Source organism: Cellulomonas sp. NTE-D12 (assembly GCF_027923705.1).
Taxonomy (GTDB): Bacteria; Actinomycetota; Actinomycetes; order Actinomycetales; family Cellulomonadaceae; genus Cellulomonas.
On the sequence record NZ_AP026442.1, the window covers coordinates 3100550 to 3116040 of the forward strand.

At 73.1% G+C, this 15491-nt stretch carries 16 protein-coding genes; 9 read left to right on the plus strand and 7 right to left on the minus strand.

Features of this window, described 5'->3' with window-relative positions:
* Window positions 1–2: 2 nt before the first annotated feature.
* Together QMF98_RS14310 and QMF98_RS14315 are read right to left on the minus strand one after the other, a co-directional pair.
* Window positions 3–623, minus strand: a complete 621-nt coding sequence (locus QMF98_RS14310) for a DUF47 domain-containing protein (protein ID WP_337973611.1) — start codon at window positions 621–623, stop codon at window positions 3–5.
* A 293-nt stretch (window positions 624–916) separates the two neighbouring features.
* Window positions 917–1516 carry a hypothetical protein gene (locus QMF98_RS14315; RefSeq protein WP_337975644.1) on the minus strand — a complete coding sequence of 200 codons (600 nt, stop codon included), beginning with the start codon at window positions 1514–1516 and terminating at the stop codon, window positions 917–919.
* A gap of 199 nt (window positions 1517–1715) precedes the next feature.
* Here QMF98_RS14315 and QMF98_RS14320 point away from each other — a divergent pair, with 199 nt between their 5' ends.
* Window positions 1716–3182 carry a sugar porter family MFS transporter gene (locus tag QMF98_RS14320; RefSeq protein WP_337973612.1) on the plus strand — a complete coding sequence of 489 codons (1467 nt, stop codon included), beginning with the start codon at window positions 1716–1718 and terminating at the stop codon, window positions 3180–3182.
* Between the two features lie 27 nt (window positions 3183–3209).
* Here the strand turns inward: QMF98_RS14320 and QMF98_RS14325 are convergent, their stop codons facing one another.
* Both QMF98_RS14325 and msrB read right to left on the minus strand, forming a co-directional pair.
* A complete protein-coding gene (locus QMF98_RS14325) occupies window positions 3210–3983 on the minus strand; it encodes an NERD domain-containing protein (protein ID WP_337973613.1) in 774 nt (257 codons plus the stop codon).
* A 105-nt stretch (window positions 3984–4088) separates the two neighbouring features.
* Window positions 4089–4493 (minus strand): peptide-methionine (R)-S-oxide reductase MsrB, encoded by a 405-nt coding sequence (gene msrB / locus QMF98_RS14330; protein WP_263729825.1) that lies wholly within the window; start codon window positions 4491–4493, stop codon window positions 4089–4091.
* Between the two features lie 152 nt (window positions 4494–4645).
* Here msrB and QMF98_RS14335 point away from each other — a divergent pair, with 152 nt between their 5' ends.
* The 5 genes from QMF98_RS14335 (at window position 4646) to QMF98_RS14355 (ending at window position 9723) form a co-directional block, all read left to right on the plus strand.
* Window positions 4646–6718, plus strand: a complete 2073-nt coding sequence (locus QMF98_RS14335) for a putative bifunctional diguanylate cyclase/phosphodiesterase (RefSeq protein WP_337973614.1) — start codon at window positions 4646–4648, stop codon at window positions 6716–6718.
* A 242-nt stretch (window positions 6719–6960) separates the two neighbouring features.
* Window positions 6961–7653 carry a TasA family protein gene (locus QMF98_RS14340; RefSeq protein ID WP_337973615.1) on the plus strand — a complete coding sequence of 231 codons (693 nt, stop codon included), beginning with the start codon at window positions 6961–6963 and terminating at the stop codon, window positions 7651–7653.
* Window positions 7654–7658: 5 nt separating this feature from the next.
* Window positions 7659–8381, plus strand: coding sequence for a signal peptidase I (locus QMF98_RS14345; protein WP_337973616.1), 723 nt, complete (start codon window positions 7659–7661; stop codon window positions 8379–8381).
* The gene (locus QMF98_RS14350; protein WP_337973617.1) at window positions 8362–8604 is read left to right on the plus strand and encodes a hypothetical protein; all 243 of its coding nucleotides are present in this window, start codon (window positions 8362–8364) and stop codon (window positions 8602–8604) included. Before QMF98_RS14345 ends, QMF98_RS14350 begins: the two co-directional genes overlap by 20 nt.
* A gap of 126 nt (window positions 8605–8730) precedes the next feature.
* Window positions 8731–9723, plus strand: coding sequence for an IS481 family transposase (locus QMF98_RS14355; protein ID WP_337975645.1), 993 nt, complete (start codon window positions 8731–8733; stop codon window positions 9721–9723).
* 116 nt (window positions 9724–9839) lie between these two features.
* Here QMF98_RS14355 and QMF98_RS14360 read toward each other — a convergent pair whose 3' ends face one another.
* The gene (locus QMF98_RS14360) at window positions 9840–11276 is read right to left on the minus strand and encodes an FAD-binding oxidoreductase (protein WP_337973618.1); all 1437 of its coding nucleotides are present in this window, start codon (window positions 11274–11276) and stop codon (window positions 9840–9842) included.
* A gap of 227 nt (window positions 11277–11503) precedes the next feature.
* On the opposite strand from QMF98_RS14360, the gene QMF98_RS14365 reads away from it, so the two are divergent.
* Entirely contained in the window at window positions 11504–12679 is a 1176-nt protein-coding gene (locus QMF98_RS14365; RefSeq protein WP_337975646.1) for an LLM class flavin-dependent oxidoreductase, read from the plus strand.
* Window positions 12676–13296: a CE1759 family FMN reductase gene (locus QMF98_RS14370; protein WP_337973619.1), complete on the plus strand. Its 621-nt coding sequence runs from the start codon at window positions 12676–12678 to the stop codon at window positions 13294–13296. The genes QMF98_RS14365 and QMF98_RS14370 overlap by 4 nt, the downstream gene beginning before the upstream one ends.
* Here the strand turns inward: QMF98_RS14370 and QMF98_RS14375 are convergent.
* Window positions 13271–14218: an endonuclease/exonuclease/phosphatase family protein gene (locus QMF98_RS14375; protein WP_337973620.1), complete on the minus strand. Its 948-nt coding sequence runs from the start codon at window positions 14216–14218 to the stop codon at window positions 13271–13273. The genes QMF98_RS14370 and QMF98_RS14375 overlap by 26 nt on opposite strands.
* Window positions 14219–14340: 122 nt before the next feature.
* Here QMF98_RS14375 and QMF98_RS14380 point away from each other — a divergent pair, with 122 nt between their 5' ends.
* Window positions 14341–14964 (plus strand): nucleotidyltransferase family protein, encoded by a 624-nt coding sequence (locus tag QMF98_RS14380; RefSeq protein WP_337973621.1) that lies wholly within the window; start codon window positions 14341–14343, stop codon window positions 14962–14964.
* A gap of 50 nt (window positions 14965–15014) precedes the next feature.
* Here the strand turns inward: QMF98_RS14380 and QMF98_RS14385 are convergent, their stop codons facing one another.
* Window positions 15015–15416, minus strand: a complete 402-nt coding sequence (locus QMF98_RS14385) for a transferase (protein ID WP_337973622.1) — start codon at window positions 15414–15416, stop codon at window positions 15015–15017.
* Between the last annotated feature and the right edge of the window lie 75 nt (window positions 15417–15491).

Sequence of the window (15491 nt, forward strand, 5' to 3'; positions counted from 1 at the left end):
GCTCAGGACTCCTTGACGGCGATGGTCTCGATGGTGTTCGCCACCCGCTCGAACGCGTCGGCCGCGTCCTCGAGCTTCTCCACGATCTCCTTGAGCTTCATCAGCAGGATCGGGTCGGAGATCTCCTCGAACATCTGCGCCAGCAGCTTGCGGTGCGCCTTGTCCGCCTGGTTCTCCAGCCGGTTGATCTCCACGACGTACTCCGACAGGGAGCTCATGGACCGCAGCCGCGGCATCGCCTCGGCGGTGAGCTCGGCGGCGCGCTGCAGCGCCTGCACCTGGTCGGCCACGCGGGGCGGCAGGCCCTCGATCTTGTAGAGGACGACGAGGTCGGCGGCCTCCTCCATGAAGTCCATGCAGTCGTCCAGGCCGGAGGCGAGCGTGTAGATGTCGTCCCGGTCGAACGGCGTGATGAACGTGAGGTTCAGCTGCCGCATGATCGTGTGCGTCGCCTCGTCTGCCTGGTGCTCCGCCTCGGCGAAGCGCTTGCCGATCTCCTTGCGGGTGGCGCGATCGGCGCCGAGCATCTCGCCCAGCAGGTTCGCACCCGTCACCAGGTGCTGGGCCTGGGCGGCGAAGAGGTCGTAGTACGAGTTCTCGCGCGGTGTCAGGCGCAGGCGCACGGCAGGCTCCGGTCGAGGAATGGGGTGCCCGGGCGAGCCGCTCGGACGTCCGACAGCCTAACGGCACCCGACCGGGACATGGACGCCGGGTGTCTGGTACGTGCAGGTGATGTGCGCGGGCGAGCGGCCGTGGGCGCGGCAGGTTGGCCTGCCGGAGGAGTGGGTGCGTCGGGCCGCAGAGCGCCTCTCGGCGCGTGGCCGCTCGAAGCGGCGAAAAGTGGAGCCCGGGGCTACCGCGACCCGACGCCCGTCCATCTTAGGCACGCGTCCGGACGGGTCGCCGGGCCGGCCCGTCAGTCGAGCGTGCCGGCCCGCCAGGAGCGCGCGTCGTCGGCCAGCTCGTCGGCCGTCCGGAGCAGGGCGGACGCGCCGTGCGTCTGCCGCGCGGCCGCATCCGGGTCGGCCTGGTCCAGGTGGTCGGCGTCGAGGGCGGCGCCCGCGGCGAGCACCCGGCAGAACGCCGCCGCCCGCTCCAGCGCCACCGCGAGGTCGCCGGAGTACACGCCGCCGAGCACCTCGTCGGCCGCGCGCCGCACGTCCTGCGGCCCCGGCGGCGTGACCACGCCGGCCACCGCGTCCTGCACCGGCGCCACCGCCATGCCCTGCCGGTACCGGTCGGCCACCGTCCCGGGGTCCCGGCGCACCCACTCGCGCAGCACGTAGAGCCGCCACAGCGCCCCCGGCAGCGTCCCCGCCGGGCTGTGCGACCACAGGTCGGCCACCACGTCGAGGCCCTCGGTCTCCACCAGGGCGGTCAGCCGGGCCAGCACCTGCGGGTCCTCGCTGGCGCGGCCGCGGTGCACCAGCAGCTGCGCCGTGGTGTGGGCCACCTCCTCGCGCAGGCGCTCGTCCGACGGGTCGGCCAGCCCGTCGGTGGAGGCGGGGTCGACCAGCACCGGCCGGTGGTGGCGGGGGGCACCGGGGCCGGTCGGTCCGTTGCGGTTGTCGTCGGGCACGGCGCCGATCATCCCTCGCGCAGAGCCGCCCTGCCCGCGCCGGTCGTCGTCGCCCGACGCACCGGCTCGGCGTGCGCATGCGCAGATGCGGACGGAGGGTGAAGGTCACAACGCCACGACCGCAGGGGGTCCCCACATGTCCAGCCCGAGCGACCGCCCACGTCCTGCCCACCACAAGGCCGCCATCGGGCTGGCCGTCGCGGCGGCGATCGGCGGCTTCCTGTTCGGGTTCGACAGCTCGGTGATCAACGGCGCCGTGCAGTCCGTCACCGCGCACTTCCACCTCGGCGGGGTGGTGACCGGCCTGGTCGTGGCCGTGGCGCTGCTCGGTTCGGCGCTCGGCGCGTGGCTCGGTGGGCGGCTGTCCGACCACTGGGGCCGTACCCGCGTGATGTTGCTGGGCGCGGTGCTGTTCTTCGCCTCCTCGATCCTGTCGGGGCTGGCCGTCACCCCCTGGGACCTGGCGCTGTGGCGGGTGCTGGCCGGTGTCGGCATCGGCATCGCGTCGGTGATCGCCCCGGCGTACATCGCCGAGATCTCCCCCGCTGGAGTGCGCGGCCGGCTCGGCTCGCTGCAGCAGCTCGCCATCACGCTCGGCATCTTCGCCGCGCTGCTGTCCGACCAGCTGCTCGCGACGTCCGCCGGCGGCGCCTCGCACGACCTGTGGCTCGGGTTCCCCGCCTGGCGCTGGATGTTCGGCGTCTGCGCGATCCCGGCGGCCGTGTACGGCTTCCTCGCGCTGCGGCTGCCGGAGTCGCCGCGCTACCTGGTGGCGCAGGGCCGGCACGACGAGGCGCGCGAGGTGCTCGCCAGCGTGCTCGGTCCGGACGAGGACGCCGGGCGCCGGGTGGACCTGATCCGGGAGACGATCCGGGCGGACCGGAAGGCCGAGCAGCGGGTCACCCTGCGCGGGCCGGTGCTGGGCCTGCTCGGCGTGGTGTGGGTGGGCATCCTGCTGTCGGTCTTCCAGCAGTTCGTCGGGATCAACGTGATCTTCTACTACTCGACGACGCTGTGGCAGGCCGTCGGGTTCGGCGAGCAGCAGTCGTTCCTGTTCTCGACGCTGACCAGCGTGACCAACGTGCTGGTCACCCTGATCGCCATCGCGCTGGTGGACAGGCTCGGCCGGCGTCCCCTGCTGCTGGTCGGGTCCGCCGGCATGGCGGCGATGCTCGGCCTGATGGCCCTGGCGTTCGCCCACTCCGGCGGCAGCGCGCAGCACGTCACGCTGTCCCACGGCTGGGGCGTGACGGCGCTGGTGGCCGCGAACGCCTTCGTCGTCTTCTTCGGCGCGACGTGGGGCCCGCTGGTGTGGGTGCTGCTCGGCGAGATGTTCCCCAACCGCATCCGTGCGGCGGCCCTCGGCGTGGCCGCCTCGGCGCAGTGGCTGGCCAACTTCGCCATCACGGTCAGCTTCCCGCAGCTGCTGGCGCAGTTCGGGCCCAGCGTGCCGTACGTGCTGTACGCGGTGTTCGCGGCTGTGTCGTTCGTGTTCGTGCTGGTGCGCGTCCCGGAGACGAAGGGCGTCCAGCTGGAGGACATGGAGTCGCTGCACACGTCGCGGCAGGAGTCGCGCGCGCACAGCGCGGCAGCCCGGGCGTAGGGCAGCCGCAGCGGGCGGTCGGGGCGGTCAGCCCATCCAGGTGGTGCGCCGGCGGGCGACCTTGGCCAGCGCGGCGACCCGCGCCTCGTCCAGCACCGGCTCCATCCGCCGGAAGACGGCGGGCACGTCGCTGCGCGGCACGGCGAGCGGGTCGCTGGGGCTGGTGGCGGCGACGTCCAGGTCCAGCTCGCCCTGCAGCACCAGCACGCCGCGCACGTGGATCTGCGCGCAGCCGGCCGCCATCAGCCGGTCCTGCGTGCGGGCTGCCTCGAGCCGGCAGTCGCGCAGGTAGGCGACAGGCTGACCGGACACGGTCACCGTGCGGCCGCGCGCGCGGACGCGCTCGCCGGGGTGCCGGCGCTCGGTGACGGTGAACAGGCCGCCGGGGCCGATCAGCAGGTGCTCGACGAGGCTGCCCTGGCGGCCCAGCGGCACGTCGTGCACCGTCTCCCAGCCCTCCTCGGCCAGGCGGTCCAGACGCTGCGCGACGGAGCTGCCGCGCTGCGCGGCCGAACCGGTGGCGAGCACGCTCTTGCCGAGCCACTCCTCGATCGCGGCGTCCAGCCGGCGCAGGTCCTCCTGCGCACGGACGCTGGTCGCGGGGAGCACCAGCTCGGTGACGTCGGCCCGCAGGAACTCCTGGGCGGCCCGGCGCAGCTCGTTCTCCATGCCCGGGTCCGCGGCGACGACCTCGCCGGACTGCAGGTCGACCGAGCCGACCGGACGGCCGCTGTCCTGGGTGACGTACAGACGGTCCGCGCCGTAGCGGCGCCAGCGGCGCACGGTCAGCAGATCATCCACGACCTGATTATCGGCATCACGCAGCCTGTGCGTGAGGTGGGAGGACCGGCGCGTCCGGCACCGGATGTGCTGTTCCGCACACCCGGTGCCGCCTCACCCGGGACCTCAGCCCTGCGTGGGCTCGAACGTCAGGCTGACCGAGTTCATGCAGTAGCGGTCACCCGTCGGCGTCTGGGGCGCGTCGTCGAACACGTGGCCCAGGTGCGAGCCGCACCGCGCGCACCGCACCTCGGTCCGCACCATCCCGAGGGTCCGGTCCGTCAGCAGCTCCACGCGGTCACCGGCGAGCGGTGAGAAGAAGCTCGGCCAGCCGCAGTGCGAGTCGAACTTGGTGTCGGAGCGGAACAGCTCCGCACCGCACGCCCGGCACCGGTACACACCCTCGCGGTGCTCGTCGAGCAGGGCGCCGGTCCACGGCCGCTCGGTCGCGGCCTGCCGCAGCACGGCGAACTCCTGGGGCTCCAGCTCCAGCCGCCACTCCTGCTCGCTCTTGTCCACCTGGTAGGTCATCACGCCTCCTTCGCGTCAGCCCGTGCAACACCCGGCCGCACCGTGGCGTTCCCCGCCGCGGGTGTCCGCGGTTATCGCCCGGTGGCGGGACCACGCCATACCCTGTCCACAGGTGCCCCGCCGGGCGCCCCCCGCCGTCCCGCGAGGTCCCCGTGCCACGAGCAGCCCGACGACGCTCGAGCCTGACCCGATACTTCGTCGTGGTCAGCCTCGTCGCCACCACGCTGCTGGGCTGTGCCCTCGTGTGGGTGTCCTCGTCCGTGATGCGGCACCAGGCGGTGCGGCTCGGCACGGTGACGGCGTCGTCCGTCGGCTCGTACGCGGTCGCACCGCTCAACGCGGAGATGTTCCGCACCGGCATCCTCGACGACGGCCAGCGCGCCGCCGTCACCGCCGCGACCTCGGGGTTCAAGGACAAGCTGGTCGAGCTGCGGCTGTGGAGCATCGACGGCCGGCTGATGTACTCGACCGCCCGCAACACCACCACCGGGCTGCCGGACAACACCCGGTTCGAGCGGATGCGGGCCTCCGGCGAGCCGGACGCGCAGATCGTCACCGACGTGCGACGGGTGCCCGGGGGCTCGGCGCTCGCCTCGACCGAGCAGCCGGTGCTGGACGTGTACGTCCCCGTGCGCGCCGGTGACACCAGCGACCCGACCACCAGCGTCGGCGTGCAGCCCAAGGACGCGATCATCGGCGCGGCCGAGGTGATGATCGACCAGACGGTGTCGCAGCAGTCGCTCGCCGACGCCGTGCGCACCGTCACGTACGTCGTCGTCGGCGGTCTGGTGCTGCTGTGGCTGCTGCTGTTCCGCACCGTGCACTCGACGTCGAAGCGGCTGCACAACACCGCGCTGGAGAACGCCCGCCTGGCGCTGCTCGACTCGCTGACCGGCCTGCCCAACCGGCGGCTGCTGGCGGACCGGATGCGCCGCGGCATCCAGCAGGCCCGTGACGAGGGCACCCGCGTCGGCCTGGTGCTGCTGGACATCGACCGGTTCAAGGAGATCAACGACACCCTGGGCCACGACCGCGGCGACGAGCTGCTCGAGCTGGTGGCCGAGCGGCTGCGGCACTCCCTGCGCGACGAGGACGTGGTGGCCCGGCTGGGCGGCGACGAGTTCGCGATCCTGCTGCCGGACGTGCGGACGGTCGAGAACGCGGCGCGCCTGGCCCACCGCGTCCGCGACGTGTTCGGCGCCCCGTTCCGGCTGGGCGGGATGGAGCTGCACGTCGAGACCTCGATCGGCGTCGCGTGCCTGCCCGACCACGCCGACGACGCCTCGTCCCTGATGCGGACCGCCGACGTGGCGATGTACGCCGCCAAGACGCACCGCACCGGCGTCGAGGTGTACGACGCCGACGACGACCACTCGTCCCCCGCCCGGCTGATCCTGCTCGGCGACCTGCACCGGGCCCTCGAGCAGGCCGAGTCCGGGGCGTCCACCGAGCTCGAGATGCACTACCAGCCGAAGATCGACCTGGCGTCCGGCCGGACGGTCGGCCTGGAGGCGCTGATCCGCTGGCGGCACCCGGAGCACGGGCTGCTGCTGCCGAGCTCGTTCATCCCGCTCGCCGAGCAGTCGGGGCTGATCCACGTGGTCACCCGGTTCGCCCTCGAGGAGTCGATCCGGCAGCTCGCGGCCTGGAACGGGCAGGGCTCCACCACGCCGGTCGCGGTCAACCTGTCGGCGCACGACGTCGCGACGGACCACGTCGTGGACCTGATCGAGACGCTGCTGCAGCGGTACCACGTGCCGGTCGGACAGCTCGAGGTGGAGATCACCGAGACGGCCCTCGTCTCCGACCGGTCCCGGGTGATCCCGGTGCTGCAGCGGCTGGCCGGGATGGGCGTCCGTGTGGCGATCGACGACTTCGGCATCGGCAACACGTCGATCTCCCAGCTGCGGGACCTGCCGGTGGACCAGCTGAAGATCGACCGCCTGTTCATCGCGGACCTGCGGGACGACACCCGCGAGGGCTCGCAGGTGGTGGTGCAGGCGATGGTGGACCTGGCCCACTCCTTCGGCCTGCGGGTGGTCGCGGAGGGCGTCGAGGACGAGTCGACGTCGACGATCCTCGCCCGCCTCGGTGTGGACGAGGCGCAGGGCTTCTTCTACGCCAGGCCCGCGGCGCCGACCGAGCTGCCCGTGCAGGTGCGGCTGCCGGGCCAGCGCGTCCGGAGCGGCCGGGGCCGACGACCCGCCGCCTCCCGGCCTGCCTGACCCCGCCACGCGGACGCCGCGGCCCGGTCGACTGCCTCGGCCGTCCGGCCGGTAGGCCGCGCCGTGCCGGTGGTCGATCTGCGACGGTTATGACCCTTTTGACCGGTGCCGGAGCGCCGTCGACCGCCCGATAGAGTGAAACCCCGGCCGAAGTACTCAAGAACCGCGCAGCGCGGGTCGATAGGGATCGACGACCGGACGTGTCGCACGTCGATGCCCGCCTTCGAGGAGACCCGCTCGCGATGGACGAACTGCTCCAGGAGATGATCGACCCCGAGCCGCCGCGCCGTGACGGTGCGCGCCGGTGGCGGCTCTGGACGACCATCGGGGTCTTCACCCTGGTCGGCGTCGGGGTCACGTCGCTCACCACGAGCGCGGTGTTCACGGACACGGACTCCGTCGCGGGCGACCTGCTCTCCGGGACCGTCGTCGTCACCCTGGACCCGACGGACCCCACCTCGACGCTGGCGCTCAACGCCGGCAACGTGGCGCCCGGCGACGTCGTCAACGCACCGCTCGTCGTGACGAACTCCGGCTCGCTGGCCCTGCGGTACGCCGTCTCCTACTGGTCCGAGAACACGACGCAGAACCCGCCGACCGGGGCCGGTGACCTGCGCAACATGCTGTCGCTGTCGATCCTGCCCCTGGGCGCCAACGCCAGCTGTGCCGCGGTGCCGGCGAGCACGACGCCGCTGGGCTCCGTGGCCACCCTCGGCACCGTCGCGATCAGCGACGCCACAGCGGCGAAGATCGTCGGCGACCCCGCCACCGGTGCGCAGACCGGCGACCGGGACCTGTCGGCCGGTACGCAGGGCGGGAACAGCGAGACGCTCTGCGTCCGCCTGACCTTCGACAAGAGCGCCACCAACATCTACCAGGCGACCAGCGCCAAGCTGCACCTTCGGATCGACTCCGAGCAGACCGTCAACAACTGATCTGGATGACGCAGCTCACCGGCGCGGAGGAGTCGGCGTTCGTCGATCGACGAGTGCCCACCCCTGTTGCGATCCGGCGGCGGCGGCGGTCCCACCGACCGCGCTGGCGGGTGGCGGTCTCGGCGGTCCTGTGGACGGTGGTGGTGCTCGGCACGGTGGCGTACGCGACCACCCTGGCGGTGCCGCTGTCGTTCCAGCTGCAGGGTCAGCGACTGCTCATCGTCACCTCGGGCTCCATGGCGCCGACGTTCGTGGCCGGTGACGTCGTGGTGCTCAAGGCGATCACCGACGAGTCGCAGCTCAAGGTCGACCAGGTGGTGACGTTCCGACCGGTGGGCAGCCAGACGCTGGTGACCCACCGGATCGTCGAGCTGCACAAGCTGCCGGCGATGACGCAGACGGCGGGTGGTCGAGCGGTCCCCCGGTTGGACTCCAACGGCAACCCGATCCTGCAGCCCTACATCATCACGCAGGGCGATGCGAACAAGAGCCCTGACCCCGACGCGACTCCCGTCAGCCGCGTACGAGGCGTGGTGCTGGGCTGGCACCACGGGTGGGGCCGGGTGCTGCTCTGGGCCGGGTCGCCGCAGGGACGTGCGACCATGCTGGTGCCGCCGCTCGTGGCGCTCGGCGTGCTCGAGCTGCTCAGCATCCTCGAGGCCAGGGGTCACGACGGGCACCGCCGTTCCCGAGCGAGAGGGCCGCACGATGAGCTCCTCCTCGACTGAGCCCACGCCGCCGTCGCCGAGCGGGACCACCCCGCCGGGACGCGCTCCTGGCGAGCCCCGTTTCCTCCCGACGGGCCGGACGGGCTGGCTGCGGCTGGTCGTCGTCCTCGCCCTCGCGCTCGCGGCGATCCTCGGACCGCGAGTCGTCGCCACGACGGGCGCGATCTACACGGACAGCGGCAGCGTGAGCGGAGACATCACCGCCACGCCCACCATCCCCTAGCTGTACTGCCCAGGGACGTTGGTTGTTGGAGTGTGACGACACGCGGTAGCGGGTCATGGACGGACGAAGACCTCCGGTCGTGGAGTGGAGCTGCTGAGGTTCCGCTCCCACGACCTGGAGGTCTTCGTGTCCCACGCTAACGCTGCCTTGACGCCCCGTGCCCGGCTGCGGCTGGCGCGCCTGATCGTCGAGGAGGGTTGGCCGATCGCCCTGGCTGCGCGTCGTTACGACGTGTCGTGGCCGACTGCCAAGCGCTGGGCGCAGCGGTACGCCGCGATGGGCGAGGCCGGGATGGGCGACCGCTCGAGCCGTCCGCACCGCGTCGCCAACCGCACCCCGCAGTACCTGGTGCGTCAGGTGGTGCACCTGCGCTGGAAGAAGCGGCTATCACCGATCGCGATCGGTGCGCGGTTGGGGATGCCGGCCTCCACGGTCCACGCCGTCTTGACCCGCTGTCGCCTGAACCGGCTCTCGCACGTGGACGTGCGCACCGGTGAGCCGATCCGCCGCTACGAGCACGACCACCCCGGCGCGATGATCCACGTCGACGTCAAGAAGCTGGGCAACATCCCCGACGGCGGCGGGTGGCGGTTCGTCGGACGAGCCCAAGGCGATCGGCACCGGGCCGCGACGCCCGGCAAGACGAAGAACGCCCACTACAGCCCGAAGATGGGCACGGCGTTCGTGCATACCGTGATCGACGACCACTCCCGGGTCGCCTACGCCGAGATCCACGACGACGAGACCGCCGCCACCGCGATCGGGGTCCTGCGTCGGGCGGTGTCCTGGTTCGCCGCCCGCGGTGTCATCGTCCAACGGGTCCTGTCAGACAACGGATCGGCCTACAAGTCCCACGCCTGGCGCGACGCCTGCACCGACCTCGGCATCACCGCCAAGAAGACCCGCCCCTACCGGCCGCAGACCAACGGCAAGATCGAACGCTTCCACCGCACCATGGCCGCCGACTGGGCCTTCGCCCGGCACTACCCCTCCGAGACCGCCCGCCGGGCCGCCCTGCCAGGATGGCTCCACCAGTACAACCACCACCGGCCCCACTCAGCCATCGGCAAGGTCCCACCCATCACCCGATTGACCAACCTGGCTGGGCAGTACACCTAGCGAAGGTTGCGGGTCCCGCCCGGTCCGCGCCGCCTCCGCACACGGGCGGCAGACGACGGAGGGCGGGACGCCGGCCCTCCACCGGCATCCCGCCCTCCCCGCGCAGCCCCAGTGGCTCAGGCCCCCCGCACCAGCTCCTCCTCGACCGTGCCGACGGCCGCGGCGCCCACCGGCAGGTCCCGCACGTTGCGGCTGCCGAGCAGCACACCGTCCGGGTCGTAGCGCAGCGACACCTCGCGCAGCCGCCGGGCGCCGTCCTCCCCGAACACCCGCAGGGCCCAGTCCGGACCGCTGCCGGCGTGGAAGTTCGGCAGCGCGCCGGGGCGACGCCACGGCGCGAGGCCGTCGACGATGCGCCGGGCGTCGGCGCGGACCAGGTCGGCGATCTCGGGGATGCCGAGGCCGATGGCCAGCACCGTCCACTGCGCGTCGCGGTGGCCGAACACCGACTCCCCGCGCAGCGGGGTGGTGACGGCACCGCCGAGGCGGCGCACCTCGACCATCAGCTGCGTGGTGGCCGCCTGCGGTCCGACCAGGTCCAGCAGCCGGTCGGCGGCGGCGGCGTCGAACGCCTCCAGCAGCAGGTGCGTCTCGACGGCCGGCATCGGGTCCTCGGGGTCGCTGTGCACGATGCCGATCTCGGCGTAGGGCCGCGCGGCGACCAGGTCGACCAGCGGTGCGGCCACCGAGCGGATCGCGCGCAGCAGCTCCTCGCCGACCGCCGGGTCGCCGGTCCACGCGAAGCGGACGGACACGGTGGTGCGGCCGGCGAGCTCCGGGGGGACGCCCGGCATCGCGGGCAGCCGCATGACGGCGATCGACGTGGTGCCCTCGTCGGGAAGCAGCTGCGACCACTGCGCCCACGTGCGCACCACCGCCGGGATGTCCGGGGCGTCGAACCACACGGCGCCTGCGTAGACCTCCGGCTGCTGCACCAGCTCGAGCTCGAGGCCCGTGACGATGCCGAGCGTGCCCTTGCCGCCACGCAGCCCCCAGTACAGGTCGGGGTTCTCCGTGGCCGACGCCCGGCGCAGCACGCCGTCGCCGGTGACCACGTCGAACGAGAGCACGCGGTCGGCCGACAGGCCGTACGTGCGGGCGAGCGGACCGTGACCGCCGCCGGTGAGCAGACCGACCACGCCCACGGACGGTGACGACCCGCACAGCGGCGCGAGGCCGTGCGGCGCGGCGGCCTCGAGGACGGCGGACCAGCGGACGCCTGCGCCGATGCGGGCGACGCGGCTGACCGGGTCCACCATCAGCCCGTCCAGACCCCGGGTGGCGACGAGCACCGCGCCGGCCATCGTGGCCCACGGACCGTGGCCGGTGCTCTGCACGCCGACCGGCACGCCGTGCTCCCCGGCGACGCGCACGGCGGCGGCCACGTCGTGCGCGGTCTGCGCCTCGACGACGGCCAGCGGGGTGAGCCGCGTGCACAGGTTGTAGGTGGCGGTCAGCTCGGCGTAACCGGCCGATCCGGGCAGGTGGACGCGCGAGACGGCAGCGCCCAGCGCGTGGGCGAACGCGCCGGTGGTGTCGAGGGCGACGGACATCGCGGGGACTCTCCTGGGCATCGTGGACGCCGGTCGTTCGGACCGGGTCGCGGCGGACGGGGCACCGGTTCTCGGTGCACGAGTCGTCAGGAGTTGGACTGGGGCTGTCTGATACGTCCCATTCGCGGCTGGATACGGACCTTGGTCCCGGGAAGCGGAATACGGTGGCGAGGCACGGCGTTCAGCGCGATGTTCATGCAAACGCATAGATCGTGAGGCGACCTGACATGCAGTTCGGCATCTTCTCCGTCGGCGACGTCACCACCGACCCGCTCACGCGGCACACCCCCGACGACACCGAGCGCGTGCGGAACATGCTCACGATCGCGAAGCACGCCGACGAGGCCGGCCTCGACGTCTTCGCCACCGGCGAGCACCACAACCCACCGTTCGTCCCGTCGTCCCCCACGACGATGCTCGGCTACCTCGCGGGCGTGACCCAGCACATCACCCTGTCCACCGCCACCACGCTGATCACCACCAACGACCCGGTCCGCCTGGCCGAGGAGTACGCGATGCTCCAGGTGATCTCCGACGGCCGGATGGACCTCATGCTCGGCCGCGGAAACACCGGCCCGGTGTACCCCTGGTTCGGCAAGGACATCCGCCAGGGCATCAACCTCGCGGTGGAGAACTACGCGCTGCTGCGCCGGCTGTGGACCGAGGACGTCGTCGACTGGTCCGGCAAGTTCCGGACCCCGCTGCAGGGGTTCACGTCCACGCCGCGGCCGCTGGACGGCGTGCCGCCGTTCGTGTGGCACGCGTCCATCCGCTCCCCCGAGATCGCCGAGCAGGCCGCCTACTACGGCGACGGGTTCCTGCACAACGCGATCTTCTGGCCGATGGAGCACACCGCGGCGATGGTGAACTACTACCGCCAGCGGTTCGAGCACTACGGCCACGGCCGTGCCGACCAGGCGATCGTCGGCCTGGGCGGCCAGGTGTTCGTGCGGCACGACTCGCAGAAGGCATGGGACGAGTTCCTGCCGTACTTCAACGAGGCCCCGGTGTACGGGCACGGGCCCTCGATGGAGGACTTCACGCGCGACACCCCGCTGACCGTCGGCAGCCCGCAGCAGGTCATCGACCGGTACGGCGCCTTCTGGGAGCAGGTGGGCCACTACCAGCGGCAGCTGTTCCTGGTGGACCACGCCGGTCTACCGCTGAAGACCGTGCTCGAGCAGATCGACCTGCTCGCAGGCGAGATCGTGCCTGCGCTGCGGCACGAGGCGGAGCTGCGCCGTCCGGCGGACGTGCCGTCGGACCCGCCGTCGCACGCCGCGATGGTGGCCGCGGCCCGGGCCGCCGGTCAGGTGCACGAGCAGCAGGTCGCCGCGGCCGACCACTGGACCGGCAAGACGGCCGAGGACGACATCGACGCGGCGGACGAGGTGACGGCATGAGCACCCGTTCGATCGTCGTGATCTCCGCCGGCGTCTCGCAGCCGTCGTCGACCCGCCTGCTGGCGGACCGCCTTGCCGAGGCGACCGTGACGGCGCTGGCCGACCTCGGTCAGCAGTCGCAGGTGACCGTCGTCGAGGTGCGTGAGCTGGCGCACGACGTGGTGAACATGACGCTGACCGGGTTCGCGGCGGCACCGCTCGCGGCGGCCCAGCAGGCGATCGCGGACGCCGACGCCGTCATCGCGGTCACCCCCGTGTACACGGCCGGGCCCGCCGGGCTGTTCAAGTCGTTCGTCGACGTGCTCGGCACGGACGCGCTGACGGGGACGCCGGTGCTGCTGGGCGCCACCGGCGGGACCGCCCGGCACTCCCTGGTGCCGGAGGTGGCGATCCGCCCGCTGTTCACCTACCTGCACGCCGACGTGGTGCCCACCTCGGTGTTCGCCGCGACGGACGACTGGGCCGACGAGGGCGGCGACGACGTCAAGCCGCTGCCGTCCCGGATCACCAGGGCGGCCACCGAGCTCGCGGAACGGGTGGCCCGACGCCCGACCACCGCCCGGCCGGGGCTGTACGACGCTGTGCCGGACTTCAGCGAGCTGCTCGGCGGCGCCTGAGCCGCCGCAGGGCGGGCGCGTAGCCGCCCGGGTCGCGGCTGGACGACGGTGCCGGACCGGCGCCCGCCCGCTCCCGGCCGGCGTCGCGGCGGACGGTCCCGGTCGGTTGCTGCGCCCCGCCCGACCCGGCGTACGCGGCGCCGGCACGGGCGGCCGCCGCACCGATCCGCACGTCCACCACCAGGGCGCGGTGGTCGGACAGGCCCAGGTCCACCGCCTCGGCCGGACGGACGGCCGCCACTGCACCCTCCCCCAGGATGTGGTCGAGCTGCCGCACCGGCCGGCCGACGGGATACGTCGGCGCGGTGGCCAGCGGCGTCATCCGGGCGAGCTGCGCCGGCTGACCGTCCTCGAGGTTGAGGTCGCCCAGCACCACCAGCGGCCGCGGCAGCTCCTCCACCGCGGCGGTCAGCCGCCGCAGCTGCAGCCCGTTCCACCGCGGGATGAACGTCAGGTGCGTGCACACCACCGTCAGGGTGCCGCCGGGCGCGTCGAGCACCGCGGCGATCGCCGCGCGCGGCTCGTCGCGCACCAGCTCCGGCCACCGCCGCCCCGGGAACCGGACGGGCGCCCGGCGGTTCAGCACCGGGAGGATCAGCACGCGCCACTCGCGCACCGGGTGCCTGCTGAGCAGGGCGATCCCGTAGGCGGCGCCGCGCGGCTGATGGGCACCGGTGGCCGCCACCCACAGCCCGGGCTCGCCGTGCAGCGTCGCGGCGAACCGGTGGGCGTGCGCCCCCATCGCCTCGGCGGCGATCGAGGTCAGGTCCGCACCGTGGGACCGCGCCTGGTCGCGGTCCACCTCCTGCAGGCCCAGCACGTCGGCGTCGAGGCGCCGCACCGCGGCGGCGAACCGGTCCAGGTCCACCCGGCCGTCGGCAGGCGAGCGCGCGTGCAGGATGTTGAACGTGGCCAGCCGCACCCGTCGAGTGTCGCCCGGCAGACCGCTCACGTCCTGCCGAGGGACGCCGCAGCGACGTCCCGCTGGCCACAGCGCCGCGACCCACGCTGCAGCCCGCCGCCCCGGGGTGTAGACAACCGAAGATGACGGACCACGTGACGACGCCCGCCGACGAGCGCGCCGCCCTGCAGGACGGCCTGCGCCGCACCGCCGTGGCTCTGCTCGAGGCGGGCATCCCGTTCGCCCTGGTGGGCGGCTACGCCGCCTGGGCGCGCGGCGCGCCGGAACCGAGCCACGACGCGGACTTCGCGGTGACGGAGGAGGACGTGGGCCGCGCCAAGGAGGCGCTGACCGCGGCCGGGCTGGACGTGGTGCAGCCCGCGGAGAACTGGCTGTTCAAGGCGTACCACCACGGTCAGCTGATCGACGTGCTGTTCCGGATGGTCGGTGAGCCGATCACGCCGCAGATGCTGGCGACCGCCGAGGAGCTCGAGGTGCTGGCGGTGCGGATGCCCGTGCTGCAGGCGACCGAGATCGTGTCGGCCAAGATGCGGGTGCTCGGCGAGCACTACTGCGACTTCACGTGGCTGCTGCCCACGGCCCGGGCCCTGCGCGAGCAGATCGACTGGGACCGCGTGCGCGAGGAGGTCGGCGAGCACCCGTACGGGCGGGCGTTCCTGTTCCTGGTGGACGAGCTGGGGATCACCGGCGCGGGGCCGCGCTCGACGTCGTCACCTGGACGCGCGGAGCTGCCCGACGACGACTGACGCCTCCCGGCGCAGGACCGGTGGCGTCGTCGGTCAGGCGGCGTGCTCGGTCAGGCCGCGACGGGGCGGGAGGCCGAGCGCCGGACGAGCGCGCCCGCCGGGATCGTCTGGTCGGAGTGCACGACGACACCGGGCTCCACCCGTGCGCCGGCGCCGACGGTCACGCGCGTGCCGAGGCGCGCACCCGCGCCCACCACCGCGTCCGCCTCCACGTGCACGTGGCTGCCGAGCCGCGCACCGGTGTGCACCACCGCGCCGCGCTCCACCCACACGTGGTCGCCCAGGTGGGCGCCCGCGTTCACGTGCGCACCCGGGTCCACCCAGGCGGTGGCCGCCACGTAGGCGTCCGGTGCCGCGTGCGCGCCCGCGCCGATGAGACCGCCGCCGTTGTCGTGGCGCCGGTACCGGACGACGGTGCCGTCGTCGTTCTCGAGGTCTTCGTATCGCTTCATCTCGGCTGGCACAACGATGCGCGACACGCCGGTGTTCCCGGCTGTGCACAGGCTGTGCCACGGCCTGGGCGACGG

What these genes read in the sequence shown, in the direction of transcription:
- QMF98_RS14320 (WP_337973612.1), top strand. Translation starts at nt 1,716, where the DNA reads ATGTCCAGCCCGAGCGACCGCCCACGTCCTGCCCACCACAAGGCCGCC.
- QMF98_RS14345 (WP_337973616.1), top strand. Translation starts at nt 7,659, where the DNA reads ATGACGCAGCTCACCGGCGCGGAGGAGTCGGCGTTCGTCGATCGACGA.
- QMF98_RS14350 (WP_337973617.1), top strand. Translation starts at nt 8,362, where the DNA reads ATGAGCTCCTCCTCGACTGAGCCCACGCCGCCGTCGCCGAGCGGGACC.
- QMF98_RS14340 (WP_337973615.1), top strand. Translation starts at nt 6,961, where the DNA reads ATGGACGAACTGCTCCAGGAGATGATCGACCCCGAGCCGCCGCGCCGT.
- QMF98_RS14385 (WP_337973622.1), bottom strand. Translation starts at nt 15,416, where the DNA reads ATGAAGCGATACGAAGACCTCGAGAACGACGACGGCACCGTCGTCCGG.
- QMF98_RS14370 (WP_337973619.1), top strand. Translation starts at nt 12,676, where the DNA reads ATGAGCACCCGTTCGATCGTCGTGATCTCCGCCGGCGTCTCGCAGCCG.
- QMF98_RS14380 (WP_337973621.1), top strand. Translation starts at nt 14,341, where the DNA reads ATGACGGACCACGTGACGACGCCCGCCGACGAGCGCGCCGCCCTGCAG.
- msrB (WP_263729825.1), bottom strand. Translation starts at nt 4,493, where the DNA reads ATGACCTACCAGGTGGACAAGAGCGAGCAGGAGTGGCGGCTGGAGCTG.
- QMF98_RS14360 (WP_337973618.1), bottom strand. Translation starts at nt 11,276, where the DNA reads ATGTCCGTCGCCCTCGACACCACCGGCGCGTTCGCCCACGCGCTGGGC.
- QMF98_RS14365 (WP_337975646.1), top strand. Translation starts at nt 11,504, where the DNA reads ATGCAGTTCGGCATCTTCTCCGTCGGCGACGTCACCACCGACCCGCTC.